The 24,539-nt window shown below is 32.6% G+C and carries 20 protein-coding genes and 1 tRNA gene; 5 read left to right on the top strand and 16 right to left on the bottom strand.

What is annotated here, in order from left to right; translation table 11 throughout:
- Positions 1 to 21 precede the first annotated feature (21 nt).
- The 3 genes from JS605_RS10890 to JS605_RS10880 all read right to left on the bottom strand — a co-directional run bounded on the left by JS605_RS10890 (position 22) and on the right by JS605_RS10880 (position 4,609).
- Entirely contained in the window at positions 22 to 2,424 is a 2,403-nt protein-coding gene (locus tag JS605_RS10890) for an ABC transporter permease (protein ID WP_203257751.1), read from the bottom strand.
- Between the two features lie 150 nt (positions 2,425 to 2,574).
- The gene (locus tag JS605_RS10885) at positions 2,575 to 3,252 is read right to left on the bottom strand and encodes an ABC transporter ATP-binding protein (RefSeq protein ID WP_130937466.1); all 678 of its coding nucleotides are present in this window, start codon (positions 3,250 to 3,252) and stop codon (positions 2,575 to 2,577) included.
- Between the two features lie 106 nt (positions 3,253 to 3,358).
- Complete coding sequence (locus tag JS605_RS10880) at positions 3,359 to 4,609, bottom strand: efflux RND transporter periplasmic adaptor subunit (protein ID WP_203257750.1); 1,251 nt, start codon at positions 4,607 to 4,609, stop codon at positions 3,359 to 3,361.
- A 204-nt stretch (positions 4,610 to 4,813) separates the two neighbouring features.
- Between JS605_RS10880 and JS605_RS10875 the strand changes: the two genes are divergently transcribed.
- On the top strand, positions 4,814 to 6,166 hold the full coding sequence (locus tag JS605_RS10875) for a sigma-54-dependent transcriptional regulator (protein ID WP_203257749.1): 1,353 nt from the start codon (positions 4,814 to 4,816) through the stop codon (positions 6,164 to 6,166).
- Entirely contained in the window at positions 6,156 to 7,499 is a 1,344-nt protein-coding gene (locus tag JS605_RS10870; RefSeq protein WP_203257748.1) for a sensor histidine kinase, read from the top strand. The genes JS605_RS10875 and JS605_RS10870 overlap by 11 nt, the downstream gene beginning before the upstream one ends.
- A 116-nt stretch (positions 7,500 to 7,615) precedes the next feature.
- Here JS605_RS10870 and JS605_RS10865 read toward each other — a convergent pair whose 3' ends face one another.
- A complete protein-coding gene (locus tag JS605_RS10865; protein WP_203257747.1) occupies positions 7,616 to 11,275 on the bottom strand; it encodes a YobI family P-loop NTPase in 3,660 nt (1,219 codons plus the stop codon).
- 171 nt (positions 11,276 to 11,446) lie between these two features.
- Here JS605_RS10865 and JS605_RS10860 point away from each other — a divergent pair, with 171 nt between their 5' ends.
- The gene (locus JS605_RS10860; RefSeq protein ID WP_203257746.1) at positions 11,447 to 11,695 is read left to right on the top strand and encodes a recombinase family protein; all 249 of its coding nucleotides are present in this window, start codon (positions 11,447 to 11,449) and stop codon (positions 11,693 to 11,695) included.
- On the top strand, positions 11,689 to 11,910 hold the full coding sequence (locus JS605_RS10855; RefSeq protein ID WP_203257745.1) for a hypothetical protein: 222 nt from the start codon (positions 11,689 to 11,691) through the stop codon (positions 11,908 to 11,910). The genes JS605_RS10860 and JS605_RS10855 overlap by 7 nt, the downstream gene beginning before the upstream one ends.
- Here the strand turns inward: JS605_RS10855 and JS605_RS10850 are convergent.
- From JS605_RS10850 to JS605_RS10825, 6 genes are all read right to left on the bottom strand, one after another.
- The gene (locus tag JS605_RS10850; protein WP_203257744.1) at positions 11,894 to 12,685 is read right to left on the bottom strand and encodes a nucleotidyl transferase AbiEii/AbiGii toxin family protein; all 792 of its coding nucleotides are present in this window, start codon (positions 12,683 to 12,685) and stop codon (positions 11,894 to 11,896) included. The two genes, JS605_RS10855 and JS605_RS10850, sit on opposite strands and share 17 nt — an antisense overlap.
- Complete coding sequence (locus tag JS605_RS10845; RefSeq protein WP_203257743.1) at positions 12,682 to 13,476, bottom strand: type IV toxin-antitoxin system AbiEi family antitoxin domain-containing protein; 795 nt, start codon at positions 13,474 to 13,476, stop codon at positions 12,682 to 12,684. Before JS605_RS10845 ends, JS605_RS10850 begins: the two co-directional genes overlap by 4 nt.
- Before the next feature lie 274 nt (positions 13,477 to 13,750).
- A tRNA-Met gene (locus JS605_RS10840) sits at positions 13,751 to 13,823 on the bottom strand.
- A 59-nt stretch (positions 13,824 to 13,882) separates the two neighbouring features.
- Positions 13,883 to 14,065, bottom strand: a complete 183-nt coding sequence (locus JS605_RS10835) for a CPXCG motif-containing cysteine-rich protein (RefSeq protein ID WP_203257742.1) — start codon at positions 14,063 to 14,065, stop codon at positions 13,883 to 13,885.
- Positions 14,066 to 14,130: 65 nt separating this feature from the next.
- Positions 14,131 to 14,952: a leucine-rich repeat domain-containing protein gene (locus JS605_RS10830; protein ID WP_203257741.1), complete on the bottom strand. Its 822-nt coding sequence runs from the start codon at positions 14,950 to 14,952 to the stop codon at positions 14,131 to 14,133.
- A gap of 102 nt (positions 14,953 to 15,054) precedes the next feature.
- A complete protein-coding gene (locus tag JS605_RS10825) occupies positions 15,055 to 16,962 on the bottom strand; it encodes an ABC-F family ATP-binding cassette domain-containing protein (protein ID WP_203257740.1) in 1,908 nt (635 codons plus the stop codon).
- A gap of 85 nt (positions 16,963 to 17,047) precedes the next feature.
- On the opposite strand from JS605_RS10825, the gene JS605_RS10820 reads away from it, so the two are divergent.
- A complete protein-coding gene (locus JS605_RS10820; RefSeq protein WP_203257739.1) occupies positions 17,048 to 17,446 on the top strand; it encodes a DUF983 domain-containing protein in 399 nt (132 codons plus the stop codon).
- Here JS605_RS10820 and JS605_RS10815 read toward each other — a convergent pair.
- The 6 genes from JS605_RS10815 to JS605_RS10790 all read right to left on the bottom strand — a co-directional run bounded on the left by JS605_RS10815 (position 17,439) and on the right by JS605_RS10790 (position 24,534).
- On the bottom strand, positions 17,439 to 18,479 hold the full coding sequence (locus tag JS605_RS10815) for an NAD(P)/FAD-dependent oxidoreductase (protein ID WP_203257738.1): 1,041 nt from the start codon (positions 18,477 to 18,479) through the stop codon (positions 17,439 to 17,441). The two genes, JS605_RS10820 and JS605_RS10815, sit on opposite strands and share 8 nt — an antisense overlap.
- A 98-nt stretch (positions 18,480 to 18,577) precedes the next feature.
- A complete protein-coding gene (porN, locus tag JS605_RS10810) occupies positions 18,578 to 19,468 on the bottom strand; it encodes a type IX secretion system ring subunit PorN/GldN (protein ID WP_203257737.1) in 891 nt (296 codons plus the stop codon).
- A gap of 54 nt (positions 19,469 to 19,522) precedes the next feature.
- Positions 19,523 to 21,085, bottom strand: coding sequence for a type IX secretion system motor protein PorM/GldM (gene porM, locus JS605_RS10805; protein WP_203257736.1), 1,563 nt, complete (start codon positions 21,083 to 21,085; stop codon positions 19,523 to 19,525).
- 39 nt (positions 21,086 to 21,124) lie between these two features.
- Complete coding sequence (gene porL, locus JS605_RS10800) at positions 21,125 to 21,754, bottom strand: type IX secretion system motor protein PorL/GldL (RefSeq protein ID WP_203257735.1); 630 nt, start codon at positions 21,752 to 21,754, stop codon at positions 21,125 to 21,127.
- An 85-nt stretch (positions 21,755 to 21,839) separates the two neighbouring features.
- Positions 21,840 to 23,204 carry a T9SS ring complex lipoprotein PorK/GldK gene (porK, locus tag JS605_RS10795; RefSeq protein WP_203257734.1) on the bottom strand — a complete coding sequence of 455 codons (1,365 nt, stop codon included), beginning with the start codon at positions 23,202 to 23,204 and terminating at the stop codon, positions 21,840 to 21,842.
- 163 nt (positions 23,205 to 23,367) lie between these two features.
- Positions 23,368 to 24,534 (bottom strand): formimidoylglutamase, encoded by a 1,167-nt coding sequence (locus tag JS605_RS10790; RefSeq protein WP_203257733.1) that lies wholly within the window; start codon positions 24,532 to 24,534, stop codon positions 23,368 to 23,370.
- Positions 24,535 to 24,539 lie beyond the last annotated feature (5 nt).

The raw sequence follows: 24,539 nt of genomic DNA, 5'->3' as shown, positions 1-24,539 counted from the left end.
GTTGTGATTAATTGATGAAAGCTATTCTGTTCTAAGCGATTTTACTGGATTTGTCGTAGCGGCTCTTACCGCTTGAAAACTAACAGTAATTAGAGTTATAACTAATGCTCCAATACAAGCAATTGCCAATACCTCCCATCCTACAGATGTTCTATAGGTAAATTTCTGCAACCACTGTCCCATAATATAATACGCTAATGGGGAAGCCACTAAAATTGAAATAATCACAAGAGTTACAAAGTCTTTAGACAGTAGTAGCCAAAGTTGGCTTATTGATGCACCTAAAACCTTTCTAACACCAATTTCCTTAGTGCGTTGCTCTGCTACAAACGAAGCCAAACCAAATAACCCAAGACAACTGATAAAAATTGCCAGAAGTGTAAATACTTTTGCCAAACTCGATATACGCTCTTCTGCCCTAAACTTTTTACCATACTCTTCATCTACAAACTGATATTGAAAAGGAACACTGGGAAAGTTATTTTTAAACGTAGTTTCAATTAAGTTTAAACTCTCACTTACACTTTTATTAGGATTTAAACGCAAGTTATAATAGCTTGCATTTTCATAACCATCAAAAACATACATGGCTTGTTTTACAGGTTCGTATGGAGATCGCACAATCATATCCTTAATTACGCCTATAACTTTTAATGGTGGTGCTGGATCTTCAGTATCAGAATCTTTAATGAGTTTTCCTATCGGATCTTTTAAACCCATATATTTTACAGCGGTTTCATTTAATATTACAGCAGTACTATCCGTAGCAAATTCTCTTGAAAACCCGCGTCCCTCAATAATTTCCAGATCCATAGTTTCCGCAAATTCATAGGATACAGAAGTATAAGCCAAATCCTCTTGAAACCCTTCTGGTTTCCCTTCCCAAGTGTAACCACTTCTATTAGACCAAATTTGAGTTGTAGGACTACTAGAAGTAGACATGTTTGTAATAGCACCAGACTCTAAAAACTGGTTTCTCATAATATCTGCCTTACCTTCAAACTCAGGGCTCATAACAGGAAGCTGTATTAAACCCTTTTTATTATAGCCAACAGGTCTATCCTTACTGTATTGAATTTGATTCATTACAACCATAGTTCCTATAATTAATGCTACAGAAAAAGTAAATTGTATCACTACCAATACCTTACGAGGCAATGCTGAATAACGTCCTGCTTTAAAGGTGCCTTTTAACACGGTAACCGGATTAAAAGAAGACAAATACAATGCTGGGTAACTACCAGACACTAGTGCTGTAAATAAGATAAACAGCAACGATACAAACCAAAAACCAAGGTTAGACCATGGAAATACTATTGATTTACTTGCCAAAGTATTAAACCCATTTAAAAATAATAGAACAATACCAACAGCAAGTATAAATGCAAATATTACTACTAGACAAGACTCACTTAAAAATTGGACGATTAGTTGTTTACGATTAGAACCAATGGATTTTCTAATACCAACTTCAGTAGCCCTTTTTTCTGAGCGTGCCGTGCTTAAATTAATGAAATTGATACAAGCCAAAAGCAATACAAACACACCAATGATACCAAATAACCAGACATTTTCAATACGTCCACCGGTTTGTACACCATCTTCAAAATTACTTCTTAAATGCCAATCTTTCATTGGTAATAGCATGAGTTGAGGATTGAATTCCTCAATATCTTTTCCCGCTACTTTCTTTTTGGCATCTCTAATTACCTCTGAAACAGATGCTATAGTAGTATTATCCTGCACTTGAATAAATAATTGAAATGAATTATTACTCCATTGGTCTTGTGCATTCTGCATCCACTTATATGTTTGCATCATCATCTCCCAATTACCTATATAGTTTAAGTCAGAAAAAGTGTTGTTCTCTGGTATATCTTCATAAATAGCCGTAACCATTAAATCACCTTGATAATTTACCGTTACTGGTTTTCCTATGGGGTCTTCATCTCCAAATAAATCTTTAGCTAAAGTTTCAGAGAGCATTATAGAATTTACCTCTTTCAAAGCACTATGATCGCCTTTAATCATTTTTAAATCTAAAAGGGATGGTGCCTCTTCTTGCATAAAATTCCCTGTTCTGGAAAGGCTTTTATCTCCAACTTGGAGGTAAACGGCATTGGTCCAAGAAGACATCACAATATGCTTAAAATGATCGGCATAGTTTTCACGCAGCTCAAACTCCAAAGGTCTTGGAATTGCTGGATTCGTGCCCGTTTTCCCATTAAACGTTTGACTTTGAATCATTTGCGCAACCTTAGATTTATTAGTAAAATAATCGTTATGGCTTAATTCATCATTTATCCAAAGCCCTATCATAATAGCTACTGCCATTCCTATGGCTAAACCAGATATATTTATGAATGAATACACTTTGTTTTTAAGTAAATTTCTAAACGCTATTTTGAAATAATTTTTAAGCATAATTTCTAAAGAATTACTGTTCGTTTTTTGATTGATGTGATGACAACACCTCGGTATATCTAAAATTGTTTAGTGATTGATGATATTATACCGAAGTGCCTTCATCTGATTGACTAGTTCGATTGATTTGATTGATGAAATTTTTTGATTTTAAGCCAATATATTCTCTGTAACTTTTTGTCCGTCTAACATTCTAATGATACGGTGACTGTACTTAGCATCATGCTCACTATGTGTTACCATGATGATGGTTGTACCTGCTTCATTTAAATCTATAAGTAAATCCATTACCTCATTACCATTGGTACTATCTAAGTTACCAGTAGGCTCATCTGCTAAAATTAGTTTTGGATTATTAACCACCGCACGTGCTACCGCTACACGTTGTTGTTGACCACCTGATAACTGCTGAGGAAAATGATTTCTTCGGTGCATAATTTGCATTTTTTCCAATACTTCCTCTACTTTCTTTTTACGCTCAGCCGGTTTAACACCTGTGTAGATTAATGGTAATTCTACATTCTCAAAAACCGTAAGTTCATCAATAAGGTTAAAACTTTGGAATACAAAACCAATATTATGCTTGCGTAAATTAGAGCGTTTACGCTCGTTATATCCAGAAACTTCTTCTCCATTAAACTTAAAACTTCCTCCATCAGGGTCATCTAATAACCCCAAAATATTAAGCAATGTAGACTTACCACAACCTGAAGGCCCCATAATTGCTACAAACTCCCCTTCCTTTACTTGGAAGGATAATTTATTCAACGCGATAGTTTGAACCTCTTCGGTTTTATAAAACTTCTCTAAATCTGTAATTTGTATCATTGTATTATTATTTGCTTTTAGCTATTAGCCATTGGCTTTTAGCTTAATTGTTTATTATTGGTTTTCTCTTTTTGTCTTGCTTCTTGATCTTGGAATCAATAAATACTTATTTTAAAATGAGTTCTTCAACATCCCCAAATGAGTCATAACTAGACGTTACTACTTTATCCCCTGGATTTAACCCTTCAAGAACTTCAAAATATTCTGTGTTTTGAGTTCCGAGTCTCACATCTACTTTGTAAGCCGTATTTCCATCTTCGCTTATCTTAAACATCCAGTTTCCCCCTGTTTTTTGGAAGAATCCACCCTTAGCAACAAGTAATGCCTCTTTTTCGGCACTAAGCGCCAAACGAATTTGAAGGTTTTGCCCTCTTCGTATACCTTCAGGAGTTTCGTCTTCAAAAGCCATATCCACCTGAAAACGTCCATTAGTAACCTGCGTAAACACCTTTTTAATCACTAAATTGTAGCTCTTATTGTTAAAAGTAAACATCCCTACTTGTCCGTTGTAAATCCTTGAAATATAGTGCTCATCAATATCTACCCTTACTTTGTAACCACTTGTAACATCTACTTGTCCTAGTCTTGTGCCTTTAGTTATAGATTGCCCAATCTCAGCATCCAATGATGTTAATTGGCCATCTATTGGTGCTCTTACCACTAAATCTCCCACTTTTTTTCGCATTAACTGTAACGCACTTTGTGTTCTGGCATAAGAGTCTCGTGCTTGTTTTACCTCAAGTTTTGAGGAAATAGAATCTTCCATCAATACCTGTTTTGCCAACTTCATACGCTCTTGTTGGTAGGCATAATTATTTTTTGAAGACTCATAATCCTGCCTGCCTATAGCATCTTTATCATATAGTTTTTGATTCAATTCAAATACGCGCTTCGCTTCAATAAGACTATTCTCAACATCTGTAAATTGATTTTGGCGATTAATTGTATTTTGGCGTGCTGCATTCTGCGAAATCTGCATCTGTGTTAATAAATTATAAACCGATGTTTCTTGATTGATAAGACTTAATTCTAAATCGGTATTAGATAAGCGAAGTATAGGTTCTCCCTGTTTCATCATTGCGCCATCTTCAACAAATTTTTCTTCTACTCTACCACCTTCCAAAGCATCCAAATAAATTGTAGTTATTGGTAACACAATACCATTTACAGGAATATTTTCTTGAAACACATTTTTTGAAACCGTATAAATTGAAATACGTTCTTTTTCAACATTTAATTTCGCACCTCCAGAGGTTTGTACAACTACATAACCTATAAATGCCAATAGAATTACTACACCTGAGATTAACCAAAGTTTCTGCTTCGAAAATTTTTTCTTTTGAATTGGTACGTCCATTTTTATTTTTTTATGACACTTAACTTATAGTGAAGATGATGCCAAAAACACAAATAATTAAAAATCAATAATTTACATTTTTTACTAAAAATAAAAGTGTTCGTTTTTGATACACTTTGTGTTCGATTGTGTACACATATAAAGCATCTATTTTTTGATTTAAGAGGCTTTAGAAGCTGAAGATAAAATCGTAATATTGTATGAATGGTTATAAAAAAGGCTAACATACTGGTTGTTGACGACGATGCAGACGTACTTACAGCATTACGATTACTACTTAAACCTATGGTAAATGAGGTAGTTACCGAAAAAAACCCAAACAATATTAATTCTCTCATTGATCGCTCCAACTTTGATATTGTTATTTTAGACATGAATTTTAGTGGGTTAGTAAATACGGGGAATGAAGGCATTTTTTGGTTAAATAAAATTAGAAAGCAACAGCCTGAAATAGCTGTTATACTTATGACAGCTTATGCTGATATAGATTTGGCGATTAAAGGTTTAAAGGAAGGTGCAGCTGACTTTTTAATGAAGCCGTGGAAGAATGATAAAATCATTGATACCATTACGTCTATCCTAAGCAATAAAAAATCAAACATTCCAAAAGAGAAAAAACTTAGCTCTAGCAGTGTAGAGATTATTGGAAGTAGTGAGGTAATGGACGATGTTTTTGTAAAACTTAAAAAAGTTGCCCCAACTGATGCTAATGTTTTAATTCTTGGCGAAAACGGTACAGGTAAAGATTTAATTGCAAGAGCACTTCATGATAACTCTAACCGAAAGCACAAACCATTTATAAAGGTTGATGTTGGCGCATTAACCTCTTCTCTGTTTGAAAGCGAATTGTTTGGTTACAAAAAAGGCGCTTTTACTGACGCCAGAGAAGATCGACAAGGGCGTTTTGAAGCCGCAAACGGTGGCACTTTATTTTTAGATGAAATAGGAAATATAACCCTTGGCCAGCAAGTACGGCTCTTAACTGTTTTACAAAACAGGCAAGTAACCCCATTAGGCTCTAATACTGCTATTCCTATTGATATTAGATTAATTTGCGCTACCAACTTAGAACCCAAAGTCCTTGCCGACGAGAAGAAATTCAGAAAAGATTTAATATACAGGATTAACACTGTTGATATTATAGTACCACCTCTTAGAGATCGTGGCACAGACATTACGGAACTTTCTCATTATTTTGTTTCACTTTACGCTGAAAAATACAATAAAAGTACTTTTAGTTTTGATACTGGTTTTATTTCTAAATTAAAACAACATGACTTCCCAGGTAATGTTAGAGAACTGCAATATGTATTAGAGCGCGCAGTTATTATGACAGATGGTAATGTTTTAAAACCAGAAGATTTGGTATTTTCTTCAATTGAGCGCCCTACAACTACAAATAGACTTGAAGCCAACAGCTTAAACCTTGATGAGGTAGAAAAAAATACGATTATTACTGTATTAGAAAAACATAAAGGTAATGTATCTAAATCTGCTAAAGAATTAGGAATTACAAGAGCTGCGCTATACAGAAGATTAGAAAAGTATGAACTATAGGGGTTATATACTTAGATTATTTTTTAGAATTCTACTTTTAGTTGCCGCAATTCTCGGTCTCACATATTTTATTTATACTGCAAAAACCCCCTATATAGTTGTTATCAGTTTAGTTATTTTCTATCTATTTATTGATACCTATAATTTTGTAAAACGCAGATTTGTTGCAATGGACGATTTCTTTCAAGCCGTTAAATATCGTGATTTTTCAAGATGGTTCCCAGAAGATAGAGGGCCAAAAGACATTCGGTTTTTATATACTGGATTCAATGAAATTAACCGAACTATTAAAGAGATTAATGCCAAAAATGAAGCGCAATATGTATATCTAAAAAAGATACTTGAAATGGTGGATATTGGCATTATTGCTTATAATTTAGAAACCGGTAATGTGTTGTGGAGTAATGATTATTTTGGGGAAATACTAGATATACCTTCATTTAAAAACATAAGATTTATAGAAAGTAGAAAGCCTAAACTCTTCAACACTATTTTTGACACCTATCACAGAGAGCCTCATTCTATATCTATTGCTTTGCAAAACGAAAGTATTAAAGTACTAATTTCAGACACAGTTTTTCAAGTTGATGAAGATGCATTTAAGTTAATTGTAGTTCAGGATATTGATACTACATTAAATAAAAATGAATCTGAATCGTGGAAAAAGTTATTGAGTGTGATGACACATGAAATTATGAATTCCATTGCACCAATATCATCTTTAGCAGATACGCTTCAAAAAAGTGTTGAATTAGCTATTGAGCACCCTCAAAAAAACACTTTGGAGTTAGATGATTTAAATGCAGGTATTAAAACAGTAAAAAATAGAAGTGAAGGCCTATTAAAATTTGCAAAAACATATCGTAGCTTAAGTAAAGTTACCAATTTAAATTTGCAAAGAATTATGGTTTCAGAACTGTTTAATAACATACAGTTGCTTATGGAACCCTCTATAAAGGCAAAAAATATTGATATTGAGTTTAAAATATCTGGAGCTAGATTAGAGCTAGATATAGATATTCATTTAATAGAACAGGTTTTGATAAACCTAATACTAAATGCCATTGACGCCTGTATCGAAGAAGATACACCTAAAATAAAAGTACTAGCATCGCAAAATCAAAATAGAGATATTCTCATTAAGGTATACGACAATGGTTTGGGCATACCAGAAGATATTCTAGAAAACATATTTGTACCTTTCTTTACCAGCAAAGCCACTGGAAGTGGTATAGGCTTAAGCCTTTGCAAACAAATTATGTTATTACACAAAGGAAAAATTATGGTAAAAAGTGCCGAGGGTGAAGGTTCTGTGTTTAGTTTGGTGTTTTAAATTAAAAACCTCCAACTATACAAGTTGAAGGTTTTATTTAGTAGCGGGAAAGATTGTAATATCTAACCAGTTTATTCTTGATTTTATAAAACTAAAAAAGTTTTATTGAGTATTATTTAATACTTACCAACCACCTCAATATTTCCCCTCTTAATGCTATATGAAGATATTAGTCTTAACTTCTTGAGGTTATCAATAAATATTCTATTCGAATTAGAGTTTGTAACCCTAGTTCGTTTTCTAGGCATTAAAAATCTAGAAAAAGGGTAAGATAATTTACTAGCCAAACTTTTAGCTTGTTCACGTGTAACATCTTCGTAGTACATATTGAATAGTTCAATTTTATTACTGTTAGAATCATTACTAGCAAAAAGTCCATGAAGTAAATTATAACTTAGTTCTTGTTTAGATGATACTCTTAATATTTCACTTGCTAATCGGCTAATATCATTATTATTGATGACTATGTTTTCATCAAGTTTCATTATTATATTTACCTTTTGGCTTTTCGATACTGTACTTGACAATAACAATTTCACATCTACTTCTTCCAATACATAATCATCGAATTTATTAAGGAAAGTGCTAATATCTTTTTCTAATAATTTAATATGTAAATCTGAAAAATCTTCTTTCAACTTTTCATAATAATCAAGACTTAGACTAATAAAACCTTCTTCAATCATCGATTCAACTTTGTCAAAAGATAACTTATCCAAGCTTAACTTTATCCAACTTGAAAAATGAAGTCGTCTTAACATTTTATGTGCTTCTAATGTTAAATCATCACAATAAATAATTTTTAAAGCAAATTTTCTTTTATCATCTTCATCTAAACTTAGTGGTTTTAAATCTTCTTGAGATAAAACAGCGTAATGACTTTTCTCGTTTAGGAAATCTACTAACTCATTTATTAGATTAATTTCTCCTGACTGTAACCAAATGTTATAAACATTTTCCCATGTTGATAACATACAATCATTTTTTAGTACCAACCTCATTACCTCAAAATCATTTATATCAGATATACTATTGATATCAGGAATAACTTCAGTAATAATACCTTCTTTTTGTTCAATACTTAAATCCTCATTATTTAATAAATGAACAATAGTTTCTTCTTCTTCATTTTGTAATTCATCGTTATTCTGCCATACATCATTAATGTACTCTTCAATATTACTTGATATATAATTTTTTAGTTCCTTAAGTTCTGATTTTAAAATCATGGTATAAGGTGCACCATTATACTTTTTTAAATCTTTTTTATTAATATAAAATCTGCAAATAGTATTTATATTATTAGTATTAATACTGTAATAATTATTATCATAAATCAATTTAAATATCACATCTGATTCTTTAGAAACTTCTGGAAGATTTTTAAATTTAATTTCAAGACTACCTAAAACATCATTTATTTTCTTTAAACTAGTTACAAATATTAAAACCTCAAGAGGTTTCTCTAGCCCATTTATAAACATTCTTAATCGTGATTCTTTAGATAGTATTTTAATATCATTTATACTACAATTATTTATAATAAATAATAAAATCTCAATTTTATCAATAGCAGAAAAGTCACTCTCCTCTTCTATATATTGCCAAAATTTAGGCCAATTTTCAGGTACTAAGTTTATAAAAGAATCTAATTCTTTACCTTCAATATAATATTCGTTTATAAATCTTTTGTTATATGTTTTGTTTTCACTTAAATATTGAATTATTGCATTGGCTTTTGCTCTGTATTTATTTTTATTCTTAAAGAGAAAATCAACTAAGTCAAAATTTAATATACTATCTCTTTTAAAATATTCATGTCCCAATCTATTAACTAAAGTTTCTACTTTATTCAACTTAAAACCAAAATCCATAGGTACTTGACTCTTTACACTTTGTAAAAACTCATTATCCGAACGAGTCATACTTACATTATGGAAATATGATATATAATCATAGTAATCCTCATCTATATGACCGTTTCTAAGTAAAAATATCAAAAGCTTATTATTAGCATATTCTGGCTCAATAAATTGAAGTAAATCTATTTCACTAAACAATCCCCTTAAACGTTTTTTCTCAGTAGTACGCTTCTTCTCTTTTAAAATCAATATTTGATTATTAATACTTTCCATATTATTATTAACCCTATCATTAATAAAAGAAATGCGCTTTTCAAAATTGAATTCCGATTCGATAAACTTTTCTAAATCCTTAAAAGTTTTGCCAGAATTTTCATTCTGTAAACTACGATAGTAGCTATCATAATATTTGAATGTCAAATTTTCTGATTTAAGTAATTTCTCAAATATCTCATCCTTAATTAGCTGTTTCAATGAATATTCCTTTGATTCTAATACAACGGAATGTATGTTCTCATTAGTTAGATTATGTAACGCATTAACATAAACTGCTCTAAGTTCTTTAACCTCTATAATTTTCTCATTTTCTATATTTAAAATAGATTTATTTAAACTTAAAATCTGTTCATCTAATGAATTTATAATACTAGTTATATATTTTTTCTTATCATTTAAAATTGTAAATAATTTTCCTTCTTCGTTATGTAAATCAACAAAATCATCTGGCATCATATTTTTATAAACAATCATTGCCAGAAGTTTGTCTTGAATTAATTTAGAACTTAAATTATTTGAATAAATTATGTATTCATTACATATATTATTTAAAAGCCTCATATCATCTATAAAGAGAGAGATATCATCAATAAAATTGGTAGTGGGTTTATTTTCAAGACTTATGGATTCAAATCTTTCACGTAATTTTTCATTAGAATTTGACTTATTTATGACTGGGATAACAGGTATGATAAAATCAAAAAACTTAGTTCTATCCTTGCCTGTAAAAATATCATCCCGAATAGCATACAGAAATACAACGTCTCCTTTTCTTTGTTCTGAGTTATTGATTAACGTATTTATTTCTCGTAGTTTGGAAAAAATATCTATACTCTCAAACCTATCTAAATCTTCAATTACAACAACATCATAATGATTTCTCTCAAAAAAATAAACTAACTCATCTAGATATTCATTCAAAATAGACTTGTCAATATCCTTACCTAATTCGACCTCTCCTTTTATACTTACCTTACTAATTTTCGAATTATTCAAAAACCTAACAATACCTTTCGCTAAATAGGCTATACCTAAAAAGAAAACTAGAAAAATTATTAATGCGTGATAATCTAAATCCCCAAATTGCCATGACCAATTAGAAGGGTTTAATTTGTCTAAATAATTGAAATTGAATACTACAAATACACTAAAAAGCCAAAATGCAAAAACTAATGAAAAAACAATTAAATACTCGGTAGTTATATTCTTAATTCTCTTAAATCTAGAATCAGGTATTTTATCTGACTTAACATGATAAAAGATTTGCTGAAGTATGCTAAGTTCTAATTGTCTTTCTAAATTATCTCCATTACTACTTCCTTGAAAACTTGCTAATGAAACTTTTAAAAATTTAAATTTATTTTTAGCTACTTCTTCAAACGTCTTAATCAAGCTACTTTTTCCTGCACCATAAGAACCTGTAAGAGCAATGTTGCTAATTTCTTTATTTTTAACGCCCATGTTCAGAGCTTCTAAATAAATCTCTACATCTTCCGGGTTTAATGACTTTGGAGATAATGAATCAAATAAATTATTAGGCTTTATCTCTATATTTTCTTTTTTATCAGAAATTATATGCTTTAAATCTTTAGTAAACAATTTAAGTGCTTTCCACACTCTTTTAGTTTTATCTCCCATTGGTAAATTAGTTTGATTGTAACAAATCAAAAACCTAACCTTTCTAAGAAAATTCAACATTTGTCTTAGAATTGTTGATATTCAATCTTTTATAATGTCATTATGGCAGAAAACACTTATTAAAAAGTGTTAAGCTCAATTTTAAAAAAGGGTTAACATTAATTAATTTAAATGTATCAAATTAAACCATTTGCAATTGCAGTAAAATTTATAAGTAGGTTTTCTCGTGAGGCTGGTGGAGGAATGGAGATATTAAAAAATCTTATTGAAACCTACGGGATTCATTTAATAGAGACCTCATCGGGTTTAGGCACCGAAAACGAAAAAGATAAATTAGAAATCTATACCAGAATTATTGAAGCTAATAAAGAAAATTATACTCGAACAGAAAGAACAAGACCAGTTTTAAAAAAATGTTAGAGAATGGTGGTTGCCCAGGTAAAGCTCCGATTGGATATGATTTATATGGTAAAAAACTTTCCAACCCTAAGTTTTATAGCCCTACAAAGCGTGTGGAAATAAGCGAATTTGGGGAAAAACTAAAACTAGCTTGGAAATGGAAATTGAGTGGAGAACGAGGTTATATCTCTTCAGGTTTTGAGTTTGATATTTTATTTTTTATAGCTTCTCAATAATTTTACTTTTGAGCCACTCAAACGCTTTTTCTTGATTATACGCTATTCCAGTTCTCAATAGAGCCTCCATATCTCCCGTGAAATTTGGGTCTTGTTCTTTTTCTTCAATATTGAGCAAAAACTCTCTTTGACTTGGCGGTCTATTTCCTGTTGAAAATGCTGTGTATTCCTTAAAGCATTTAATTATCTGTTCTACATCCAATTCCATATGTAATCTGGAATAATCCAAATCGAACAAATCCCTGCCTTTACTGCGCTGGTATAATGCCCTTAATTTTGTACCCAGTAACTCATTAATGCTGTAGGTTCTAATTTTAGTACTTCCTGTAAACCAATCACTTTCTACTTGAAAAGGAAACTCAACCCAAGGCAACACATTAAAATGTTCCCTACAATTGATTTCTAATTTTAAGCGCAGTCTAATTTCTTCATATTCTGAAGTGAAGCGGTATAATGCCTTCGCACCGTGTCCTTTTACTTGGGTTTTTCTTGGTTCTTCAAAAAACGTAATAACCTCGTTTAGGCGTTGCATTATTGGTTTTATAGGACCTGGTTTTATTTGAACCAAATCGATATCCTCTGAATAACGTGGTGCAGGGTTTAAATACAACTTATGAAGTGCTGTACCGCCTCTAAATGCTAAGTTTTCTCGTAGAAAATCATCCGAAAAAATTTCTACTAACGTACGACTAATTACAAGGTCTTGTTCTACTTGATAAAACTGTTTCCAAGGTGCTTGCACTTGCCATTTCGCTATATAGGGCTTCGGAATCATAAATCGCTTTCTAATTTTATATTTATATCAACTTTCCAATCATTAAGAACAGCTCCAGGTTTCTCTTTTGATTTTGGACTCAATAATACAGGATAGTATTTGGATGTATTTAAGTACTTCATAACTGGTGTATACAAAGCCTTCTCAACTTGCAGTACTACTTCCAGCAAAAACCCTAAACGTTGTAAGGTGCTTTTATGAGGATACCAACTAATTAGGTCTTCTATATCTTGAACGGTCATTTCCTCTGACAATTCCTCGAGAATTGCTAACATCCTATTGATACCACCCAATTTAGTTTGATGATGAATTAAATCTACAGCCGTCAGTGCTGGACTTGAAATTTTAAAAATGCCTGCATCCGATTTTTTTTTCAAAATGTTTTTTATTGGCCATTTTGATGTTGTAAAAAAATGAATCTCCAGCGACGATTTTTTAATATCAGGGAATGACTTGTCGTCTGCCATAATATATTCCCTTTGCACTTGTTGATGCCCAGCACCGTGAAACTTTGCAGCAGAATAAAAGCTTAAATAATAATTACTATTCAGGTATTTAAAGAGCTTTTCTGCGAATAATTGTACAGGGATTTGTTCTTGTTTTGAATATCTCGGTGGAATTATGAGGTAAAATCCTTTTCTTAAATTCATAATTTCCTTTTTGGCTACCAGTCTAGAAAGCTCCCGCTTTAAAGCAGTTTCGGTTTTATTACAGGCTATCACAAGTTCATCCCAAGAAAACGAGTATTCTTCAAAGGTTTGTAGTTGCTTTATATATTCTGAAATATCCATTATAAAAGTAAATTTTAGAGAAAGATACCACTTTTAGGTAATTATCTCATTATTTTACTATAATTATTTTAATTTAATTGAAACTTCTTCCAATTTTGGAATGCGAATAGTTTATCAACAACAGCTTAAGTACTAAGTAATGGTGTTTACTGGTAAAAAACGCCAATTCTTATCAATTAGAATGAATATGTGAACAACTTTAAATTGTTGTACCTGTGTTGTACCCAAGAATTAAAAAAGGCTTCACATTTCTGTGAAGCCTTGATTTTACTAGTAGCGGGAACTGGACTCGAACCAGTGACCTTCGGGTTATGAGCCCGACGAGCTACCTACTGCTCTATCCCGCGATATTGGACAGCAAATATACAATCCTTTTTAGATTTAGCAATGCTTTATTCTGAAAAATTTATTGCTCTATACTAGTTGCTTGAAAATCTGCGATTTCTGAATTAAAAAAGGTAACCTTTATTTGTATGGGGTTACAACACACTTCACAATCTTCAATATACTCTTGTTGCATTACAGAATCATCTAACAACATTGAGATCTCCTCCCAACAATAGGGGCAAGTAAAATAGTGTTCCTTCATATTTAAATATAAAAAAAAGACACAATTACTTGTGTCTTTTACCATTAACTATTTTTATGGAGAACTTATTCTTTTTCAATGTCCATCGTTGCGGTTGCATTAGTTTCAATTAACATCAATGATGGTGGGTTCTTTCCTGAAACACTTATATACTCTTTATTTAGCTTGTTATCGCTAACCATTATAGTATTTAAATTTTTTAGATTTACAAATTCTATAGGCACGTCTCCCGTAAATTGGTTTGTAGATAACAATAATTCTTCCAATTCTGTTAACTGTGCCATTTCCACTGGAATTTCGCCATCCATTTTATTATCCATCACACTAAATTTCTTCAATTTCTTTAATGCTTGGATTTCACGTGGAATATTACCTGTTAAATAATTGCTTCCTATTAGAAGCTCTTCCAGATTTGTTAATCCCATGATTGACATAGGTATGTTACCAGTAAGCTGGTTACTGTATAATTTTAAAGACTTCAATTTTTTTAATTTGCCTAATTCGGCTGGGATCTCTCCTTCAAACTTATTCATAAACAGCTCTAAAACTTCAAGATTTTGCAAACTGCTTAAAGCTGTAGGCACATTTCCTGTTAAGCCATTAAAACCTAAATTAAGTTTTACCAATCCTGTAAGATTAGCAATCGCTTCAGGTAACTGGCCTCTTAAATTATTAAAAGGTAAGTTAATTTCAACTACTTTATTATTTTCTATTGTAACACCATGCCAAGTATCAATTGGCGATGTTGTATCCCATGTGGAATTCCATTCAGCACCATTAGTACTATTGTACAATGCCAATAATGCTTCCTTTTCGCTATTAGAAATATTAGCAAAGGCTGCAAATGATATTAAAAAAGTTAAAACTGTATACTTTAGGTTTTTCATCTTTAGGTTGATTTGGGACTAATTTCACGTACGAAAATAGCAACTAAATAGACAAAAAACTATTTTTATCGACGAAATACATAAAATTTTAACATTTTTAAGCTAAGTCAAGGTTTCAATTTGAATTTGCACATCTTCCCATTGCTGCATATATCCATCTAAATCTGATTTCTTCTTTTGGTAATCATCAAAAAAATTAGGCTTTGAAGTCACCTCATTATAATTAATCTCCAACTCTAAATCTATGGCTTTAATCTCCTTTTCTAGCTCTGATATTTTAGATTCTATATTACTTAACTTATTGTTTAAAGATTTTAATCGTTTTTGTTCTTCGTAAGATTGATTCTTTTTCTCCTTTGGTGTTTCCTTAACCGTAGTACGTTTTTCAACCTCTCTAAGGTTTTCAACCTGTCGTTCCTCCAAATAGTAATCTATATCCCCAAGATATTCCTTGATTTTATGATCTTTAAACTCGTATACAATATTGGTTAAACCTTGCAGAAAATCTCTATCATGAGATACTAGAATTAACGTCCCTTCAAAACGCTTTAATGCTTCTTTGAGTACATTTTTAGATTTTATATCCAAATGGTTTGTTGGTTCATCCATGATAAGCACATTAAAAGGTTGCAACATCAATTTTGCTAATGCTAAACGGTTTCGCTCTCCTCCTGATAGTACTTTTACATATTTCTCTACCTCATCACCCCTAAATAAAAACGAGCCCAAAATATCACGTACTTTACTTCTGTTGGATTCGTTTGCGGCATCTATCATGGTATCTAAAACCGTTTTATTACCATCTAAATATTCTGCCTGATTTTGTGCAAAATAACCTATTTGCACATTATGCCCTAATTTTAAACTACCACTGTGCTTAATCTCGCCTACTATTATTTTTGCCAGAGTGGATTTGCCTTGCCCATTTTGACCAACAAAGGCGGTTTTACTATCTCGTTCAATTAATAAATCAATTGACTTTAGCACTTGATTGTCTCTATAATTTTTTGATATCTCCTCAGCCTCAACAACTACTTTACCAGGAGTTACAGAAACTGGGAAATTTAAAGTCATTACACTATTATCATCTTCATCAACTTCAATGCGCTCAATTTTATCTAATTTTTTAATGAGCGATTGTGCCATTGTGGCTTTGGATGCTTTGGCCCTAAATTTTTCAATCAGTTTTTCTGTATGTTCAATCTGCTTTTGTTGGTTTTTTTGAGATGCCAGTTGTTGCTCCCTAATCTCTTTTCTAAGTACTAAATATTTTGAATATGGTTTTGGGTAATCATAAATCCTACCCAATGATATCTCAATGGTTCTGTTGGTAACATTATCCAAAAACATTTTATCATGAGATACGATTACTACAGCCCCTGCATACTGCTTAAGAAAACTTTCCAACCAAATAATAGATTCTATATCTAAATGGTTAGTGGGCTCATCCAAAAGCAAAATATCGTTATCCTGAAGCAACAACTTTGCAAGTTCTATACGCATACGCCAACCTCCAGAAAACGTATCGGTTAAGCTATCAAAATCGTCTCTTTTAAAACCTAAGCCTTGTAATATTTTCTCTGTATTACCCTGATAATTGTACCCTCCAAGTATTTCGTACTGATGTTGTAAGTCGTTAATATCTATCATTAACTGATTGTACCCTTCACTTTCGTAATCGGTACGTTCTGCCAGTTGGGTATTTATATGCTCCATGCTAGCCTCTATTGCTTTAATTTCAGTAAAGGCTTGGTAGGCTTCCTCTAAAACGGTTCTTCCAAAAACAAAATCTATATCTTGTTTCAAAAACCCAATTTTTAAGGCTTTATCTGCTGCAATCTGCCCAGAGTCCGGCTCTAGCTCTTTTGATAAAATTTTTAGCATGGTAGACTTACCTGCTCCATTTTTACCAATTAAACCTATTCTATCTCCATTTCCTAGTTTAAACGTAATGTCCTCAAAAAGGTATTCTCCTTGAAATGAAATAGATAAATTGTGAATGTTAAGCATAGAAATGTGACTTTAGTTACAGCTGTTTAAACTATAAAATATACCTTTGTATGGCAGTATTGCACGCAAAAATACATCAAAATTAATGTTTAAAAAAGGAACTAAAGTTTATAGTATTTTAACGGGGTGTTGCCCAAAATGCCATCAAGAATCTATGTACAGCAATAAAAATGCGTATGTATTGTCTGAAACGTTAAAAGTAAACGAGCGTTGTTCTAAGTGTGATACTAAGTATAGAATTGAACCTTCTTTTTTCTACGGTGCAATGTATGTAAGTTATGCCGTTGGTATTGCTTTTGGTGTAGCTGCTTTTGTAATTAGTAACTTAATATTGGGAGCCGATTTAATAATGACATTTATAGCTATAGTTGGCACATTAGTAGTATTTATGCCTATTATTATGAGACTTTCTAGGAATATTTGGATTAATATGTTTATGAGTTACGATGAAACTCTAGTGCATAAAAATGAGAAAACTAATTAAGTCTTGATAAACTAATTTCTCGTTCCAAAGGGGTTTTATTCTCAATATACTCAAAAAGTTGTTTTGCCACATAAGGCCCAATCATTACTCCTCGTGTCCCTAATCCATTTAATAAGTATATGTTTTCATGATTATTATGTCTACCTACCAGTGGTCTCCTATCCCTTACTGTAGGCCTTATGCCTGCCACTTGTTTTATTATTTTAAACTCACAAGTAATCATACTCTTTAATCCCTCTAAAAGCTTTGTTTTTGCTTTTGCCGTGGTATCATGTGTTAAATCATACAATTCGTAGGTTGCTCCAACTACATACAAATCGTTACCTATCGGAATTAAAAACACTGGACCTTTTAGCACAAAATCTATGTTTAATTCTGGTGCATAAATGGTTAATAATTCGCCTTTTGTAGGGCTTAAGGGTAGGTTTGTAAAAAATGGATTTTTTGTAACTCCAAAACCTTCGGAAAACACTATGTGCTTCGCGCTTATATCCTTATAGATTAAGGATTGTTCTTGAGTATTTAAAGCTTCATATATAAACGGTTCTTGTTTTAAAGCATTATGGTAGTTTAGAAACGTTTTATATGATTTAATGAGCTTACTTACATCTATACGCCCTGTGTGCAATACTTTCCCAAAGCCATACTCTGCTTTAATTACCGTATTGGTATTAGGCACTATTTTACCTGAGAGGTATTTGCTTAACTTTGGTTTATCTGATGCTATAAACCAATTATTCTGTTCTTCTACCGAAGCAAACTTTCTATATACTGGAATTTTATAGTCTAAGGTAACTTTTAGCAGCTTTTCTAAATTACTGTAGTGTTGCAATGCTAAGTTTAATTGTATATCGCTTTTCCACACTGAAGTAAAGCGTTTTAAAACTACTGGGTTATACAATCCTCCTGCAACTACTGATGATTTTTGAGAACTATCATCAAATACTACGAATGTTTTATTGTTTGCCCTCAATTGCTCACAAAAACTTATTCCCGCCAAACCTAGGCCAACAACTATATAATCTACTTGCATGTTGCGAAGATAAAAAATGGATGCTTGACTTTACATGAATAACAAAAAAACGCCCACTTTTCAGTAGGCGTTTGTTTCACTATCGTTTTGAAATTGAATTAGTAGGTCCACATATCTAATTCAAAATCTCTAATTTTTGTTTTTATACGCTCTGATTCTAAAAGCTGCATTAATGCATTATCTGAAATATATTCATTTACTTTTCTATCGCCTTGAACATTCTCCTCTCTATAAATATAGCCTTGGAAACGTCTGGAATTTAGCAAATGATCGAATGAATGCGGTATGGCACTATTGGCATTATTGAATGCTTTTGATTCATGCAATACTTCTCTTGCATCTGGGAAAAACACCCAAAATAATGGCACTAAGTCAGGATTCTCATCATCAATAAAATTAACATCTGGAGCTACAGGAGCAATTCCCAAAAGTCTGTACTTCATTTCAGCATGACGCTTATCAAAATACCATAAGCCTTTTACACGATATTCTACAATATCAGCAGCAGTGATGTCGCGTCTATCGATATACTCGTCTGACAACTCTTCACCTGCATTTAATTGCTCAATACCATATTCTGTGGTATCAATTTTAGATAGTGCAGCCTCTATATCCTTTAACGTACGTTTTGTTGTAAAATAAGAATCATCATAAATGTTTTTAATTTTACCATTTTTAATGTTTTTCATCAAAACATCATATAACGAACGTCTGTTGCTACCAATATTGTTGGTGTCGATAGGATAATATAATGGAAAGTTTGCGCGTTCATCTAAACGTACCCTTTCCCATACCATTTTAGAATACAGGATATCTCTATCATCAACATATCCATATTCCAATGGTTTATCGTTATCTATAGCTTTTTGTTCTTCTGTTCTTACACCTATTTCTTCAGGACTTTTGGCATTAAGTATATTAGCTTGAGCAAATACACTTGATACTGTAAAAACAGTTACAACAGTTAATAAAACACTTTTCAAATTCATCTTATTTCTTATTTTATTGTTATTGGGCTAACATAAACCGTTAGCCCAATATTTCTAATTTGTAAGCTCAACAAATACTGGAGATACTTTTTTAAGAATCACACTTACACCATTTGCTTTTGCTTCTATATCAAATATTTGAACACCAGAACCACGCTTAGCTTTACGTAAAGCACTTTTAGCTCTGTCGTTTAATTTATTTCCTCTAACCTCAATAGTAGGTTGTCCTGGAACTTTAAATTTAAAACCACTCACTCTAAGTGGTAATTCAAAATCGAAATCATCAAACTTAGCACCTATAGAAGATTTTTCTAAACTTTGACGCTGCATTTTAACAGCACCATCTTCTCCTCTAACAGTACCAGTAGGTTTTGGTAAATCTTTAATTCTGAATTTAGCATTATCGCTAACTTTTCCACCATCAGGAAGTGTACCAGTTACATTAATGGTAACCTCTCTACCCCTGATAGATGTTGCATCCATAACATATTTGCTACCTCCTGCTCTAGATAATCCTTGAGCACTTGCATTTACTTTGTTATCAGGGATACCAGCAAATGAAATTGTCATAGGGTTTTTAACACCTCTGTATACTACATTCATTTTATCTGCTGAAATTGTAGCAGCATTTGGCTTGGCAACAGTTGCAAAAGATGATTTTACAGGAACTTCAATTTCCTCACCACCTTCTCCAAAAATCAATTTACCTTCAATTTTGTGCTCTCCTACGCCACCTGTACCTATTTTAAGCTTTACTTTACCATCTTCGATAGCGTATTGGTTTTCTGAAAGTTTTCTACCATCTAAAGTCAATTCAACTCTCTTTGGCTTAGTAGTAGCATCTTTACGACCTAATACAATTTGACCATCAAATTGTTCTCCATTGAAATACGCTGATTTCGAAGTCTCCATTAATGTTGTATAGTTCGTCATAGATAACTGAGCTGCTTGAGTACCCTGTAGCATCGTAGATAAAATTTGAGACTCAGTAGTTTTGATATCAGCTTGTAATTGTGTCATTTTAGTTAATGAAGCCACTAAAGGAAAACCTTTGTAATGATAGTCTAGCCAATCTACTTTAATACCATCTCTATTTTTTACAGGATCAGTATTAAATTTCTCATTAACTTCTTTTATTACTGGTGCCATTGCAGGATTGTCTCCTAGTACTTTTGCAACACCTTCTCTAAAAGTTTTCATATGGTTTAAGAAAGCTTGACCTTCTTCTTTTATTTTGTCACCTTTAAAGAAATTCTGGTCTAGATAATCTCCTTTATCCATTACTTCGTAATCAGTAGGGTCATCAATCTTAGCTGTCATTTTTCCTTTTAACTCAGATAAATAAGAATCAAAATCATGCGCCAACTTGTCTATTTGACTCGCTTTAGCCTGTAATGGTTGATACTTCTCTGGTTGATCTGCAGCTTTTTGCTCTAAACTAGCTACAAAGCTTTCATTTCTTGCTTCGGTTGCCTCGTTGGACTCCGTAAGTTTTTCGTTCATTAAACCGAACGCTGATAATACTTCTTTTGACATATTTAACGCTAACATCGCGATGAATATTAAATACATCAAGTTTATCATTTTCTGTCTTGGGGTTTCTTTTCCGCTTGCCATTTAATTAGGTTTTGGTTATTAAATCTGGGTAACCCCTAATTATTTGTTCATTGCAGATAACATTCCACCATACACGCCATTAAGTGACGATAAGTTTGAAGCCAAAGACTCCATTTGCTCTTTTAACTTAGCAGCATTTTCTACAGATTCTTCATTGATAGAAGCTTGTTTGTTAATGCTCTCTAATTGTACTTTATATAAGCTATTTAAAGACTCCATTTGCGCTGCTGCCAATGATAACTCTTCTCCATATTTTTGAGTAGCTTGAATAGAATCTACAGTTGGAGAGATACCTTTAGCTGCACCTTCGAAGTTTTTAATGCTTTCGCCTAAGCTAGCCATTAACTCTCCGTCAATCTTAGCTTCTTTAAGTAATTCATCTAATTTTTGAGATAATACACCTTTAGGGTTTTGATCTCTTTCAGCTGTAGCTCCTCCAGCTAATTCTGGATATACTAAAGACCAATCTAATTCATCATCAACAGGTTCGAAGGCTGATAATGCGAAAATAATTGCTTCTGTTACCAGACCGATGGTTAACATAACGTTACCTGTTAGGAATCCTATTTCGAAATGTATGATTTTAAATAATGCTCCAACGATTACAATTGATGCCCCTAATCCGTAGGCCATATTCATAAATTTCTTGCTTGCTTTTGACTTTGCCATAATTTTTGGTTTTTAATTTTAAGTAGACAAACTACTTAAGTAGGTTAAATTAATAGTTATTATTATTGATTTGATATAATACGATTTATTTGCCGTTCTTAGTTACGTTTGTCCCCATGTAATCTTGAACGGTTCTGAAACCTATATAACTTCTTGCAGAATCTGCATATTCGTAATCTCTAGAACTTACTTGTAAAAAGTAAGCCACATCCTTCCAAGAACCACCACGGATAACCTTACGTGTATTGTCCGGATCGTTAACACTTGGATTTATTGTTGATGAATACTCATAAGATGCAGGATCGTATGATGCATTTACCCATTCTGAAACATTACCAGCCATATTGTACAGATTATAATCGTTTGGCTCATAAGACTTTGCTTCTACAGTGTATAATGCTTGATCTGCTGCATAATCGCCACGTACGGGCTTAAAGTTTGCCATAAAACAACCCCTATCACTTTTGGTGTAAGGTCCTCCCCATGGATATGTTGCTGCTTGCAATCCTCCCCTTGCGGCGTATTCCCATTCTGCTTCTGATGGTAATCTAAATCTGTTTACCATAGCTGCACCTTTTCTACTCTTTTGGTATGTGTTTTTGTTTATGGTTCTCCATTCACAAAATGCTTTTGCCTGCTTCCAGGTAACACCTACAACTGGATAATCTCCGTATGCTTCATGCCAGAAATAATCGTTGTGCATTGGCTCGTTATACGAATATTGGAAATCTCTAATCCATACGGTTGTATCGGGATAAATTTCCACCTCTTCTTTTTTAATAACTTTGCTACGTTTTACCCCCCTGTTTCTGGCTGCTTCTTGGATATCCATGTAGCTAAACTGAAACTTGAATTTTTTAACATCCCAAGTGCGTTGTCCATTATAGGATTCTTCCATTGGAAGATACATTGTATCCATTACCTCTGCGTAGTACTCGTCTAAATACTCTGAAGTATCAAAAATCAACTCTGTATCTTTATTAATTTTTCTACCAGAGTACATATCATCTCCTAAACCTGTATAGTTATCATACATGTATTTTTCGTAAACCGACATATTTTCTGGATCTGCGTCCTTAAATGCATATTCTCCAATTGTACCTTCATCTGCTTGGGTTAAACCAACCTCATCAGCTAAAATTGCCAATTTCATTCTAAGAACAGAATCTCTTACCCAATGTACAAATTGGCGATACTCGCTATTTGTAATTTCGGTAGCATCCATATAAAAGGCTCTTACTGTTACGGTTTTACCAGGAGCATCATTTACCCCAGCAAGATCGTCATCGGCCTTACCCATTATAAATGCACCTCCTGGAACAAGCTCCATACCATAAGGTTTTTCTGGATGCCATTTTTTTCCTTGAACTCCTACCAGCTCTCCTCTATCCTTAGAGCCACAACTAGCTAGTAAAGTCAATACTGCGGTTAATAAAATAAACTTCTTCATATTCATAGAAAACTCGAGGTTAATTATTATAGCTTCATTTTTGAGAGCGTAAACATATTTATATATTTCCTAAAAAACAACTTTTTATCTAAAAAAATAACATTTCATCGTGAAAATTTGGCATTTCAACGATAAAATTGACCTTTTGACCATGCTTTGTCTATTACACAGAATTCTTCTGAAATGCTTTAAACCAGCGGTTTGGCACTATATCGTTACATGCATCTAAGTAATCTTGATGCGTGCATGGTAATAACGTATGTCTTTTTAATTTATTATTTACTTCGGCTAAAAAAGGGATCTCTACCCACCAGCGCCCTGTTTTTGTACTCTTGTAAAATACTAGCTCGTGAGACTCTACCATAGTATGAAACTTTTGATAGCTTCTTTCATCTGTAAAATCATCATCCTTTACCCTACAATTAACACCCTCGATGAAATACCATATAATTTGTGCCATAAGCATAGACGTTATTTCATCATTATTCGATGATTTATACTCGTATATACCAAAAGAGCTTACCTTATTGCTTATACCTGCATATCTGGATATGGCACAAATCTCTTTTCCATCTAACCCGTTGGGAGAAAACTTTTGCTTTAAACTTACTTCTGCTCCTTTTACCGCTTTTAAATCTATACTCACAATGTTAGCATCCCTAAGTACTGGTTCAACTAAGGTGATATCTTTATTAACTTGTCCTAAACGGTAAGATTCAAAATATAAGCGTTCCATTAAATCTATTTCTTCTTGCGAATTAAAATAGGTTTGATAGCCTATATTTGAATAGTTGAATAAATTATAGGGTTCATCTAATATAATTTTCCCAACGTAGCTGTTATTTTTTATAGGCTTTGCAGAATCCCCTAAATCGAATTTACAATCTACATTTACCAAATTAACCATTGGCATCAAAGCATCATAAGCACGGTAATTGGCATAGGTTAAATCTTGACTCCCTCCCAATAACACAGGAATTATATGTTTTTTTATGAGAATCTCTATAGTTTCCCTTAGCGCAAAATAAGTATCTTCTACACTCTCCCCTGCATTTATATCTCCTAAATCCGCTATGGATGTGTTCCAGCTCCCGGGATATAAAGCATAAAGTGATTTTCTTATTTCATCCAGTTGAAATGTTTCGCCAATGTAATCCGCATCATTTCTATTCTCGATGACTCCTAACAACGCAATTTGCACACCATCTAACTCTGGGATACCATTTTGGTTAGAATGTATTTGAAGCTTTCTTCCCAGGGCTTGCATCGACAGTAGTTCGTTATGCGCTAAAACTTTGTCTGATACTGGGGAAAGAAAATTAAAATTCATGTGTG

Source organism: Hyunsoonleella ulvae (genome assembly GCF_016827605.1).
Lineage (GTDB): Bacteria > Bacteroidota > Bacteroidia > Flavobacteriales > Flavobacteriaceae > Jejuia > Jejuia ulvae.
This window is presented reverse-complemented; position numbering and strand designations above follow the sequence as displayed.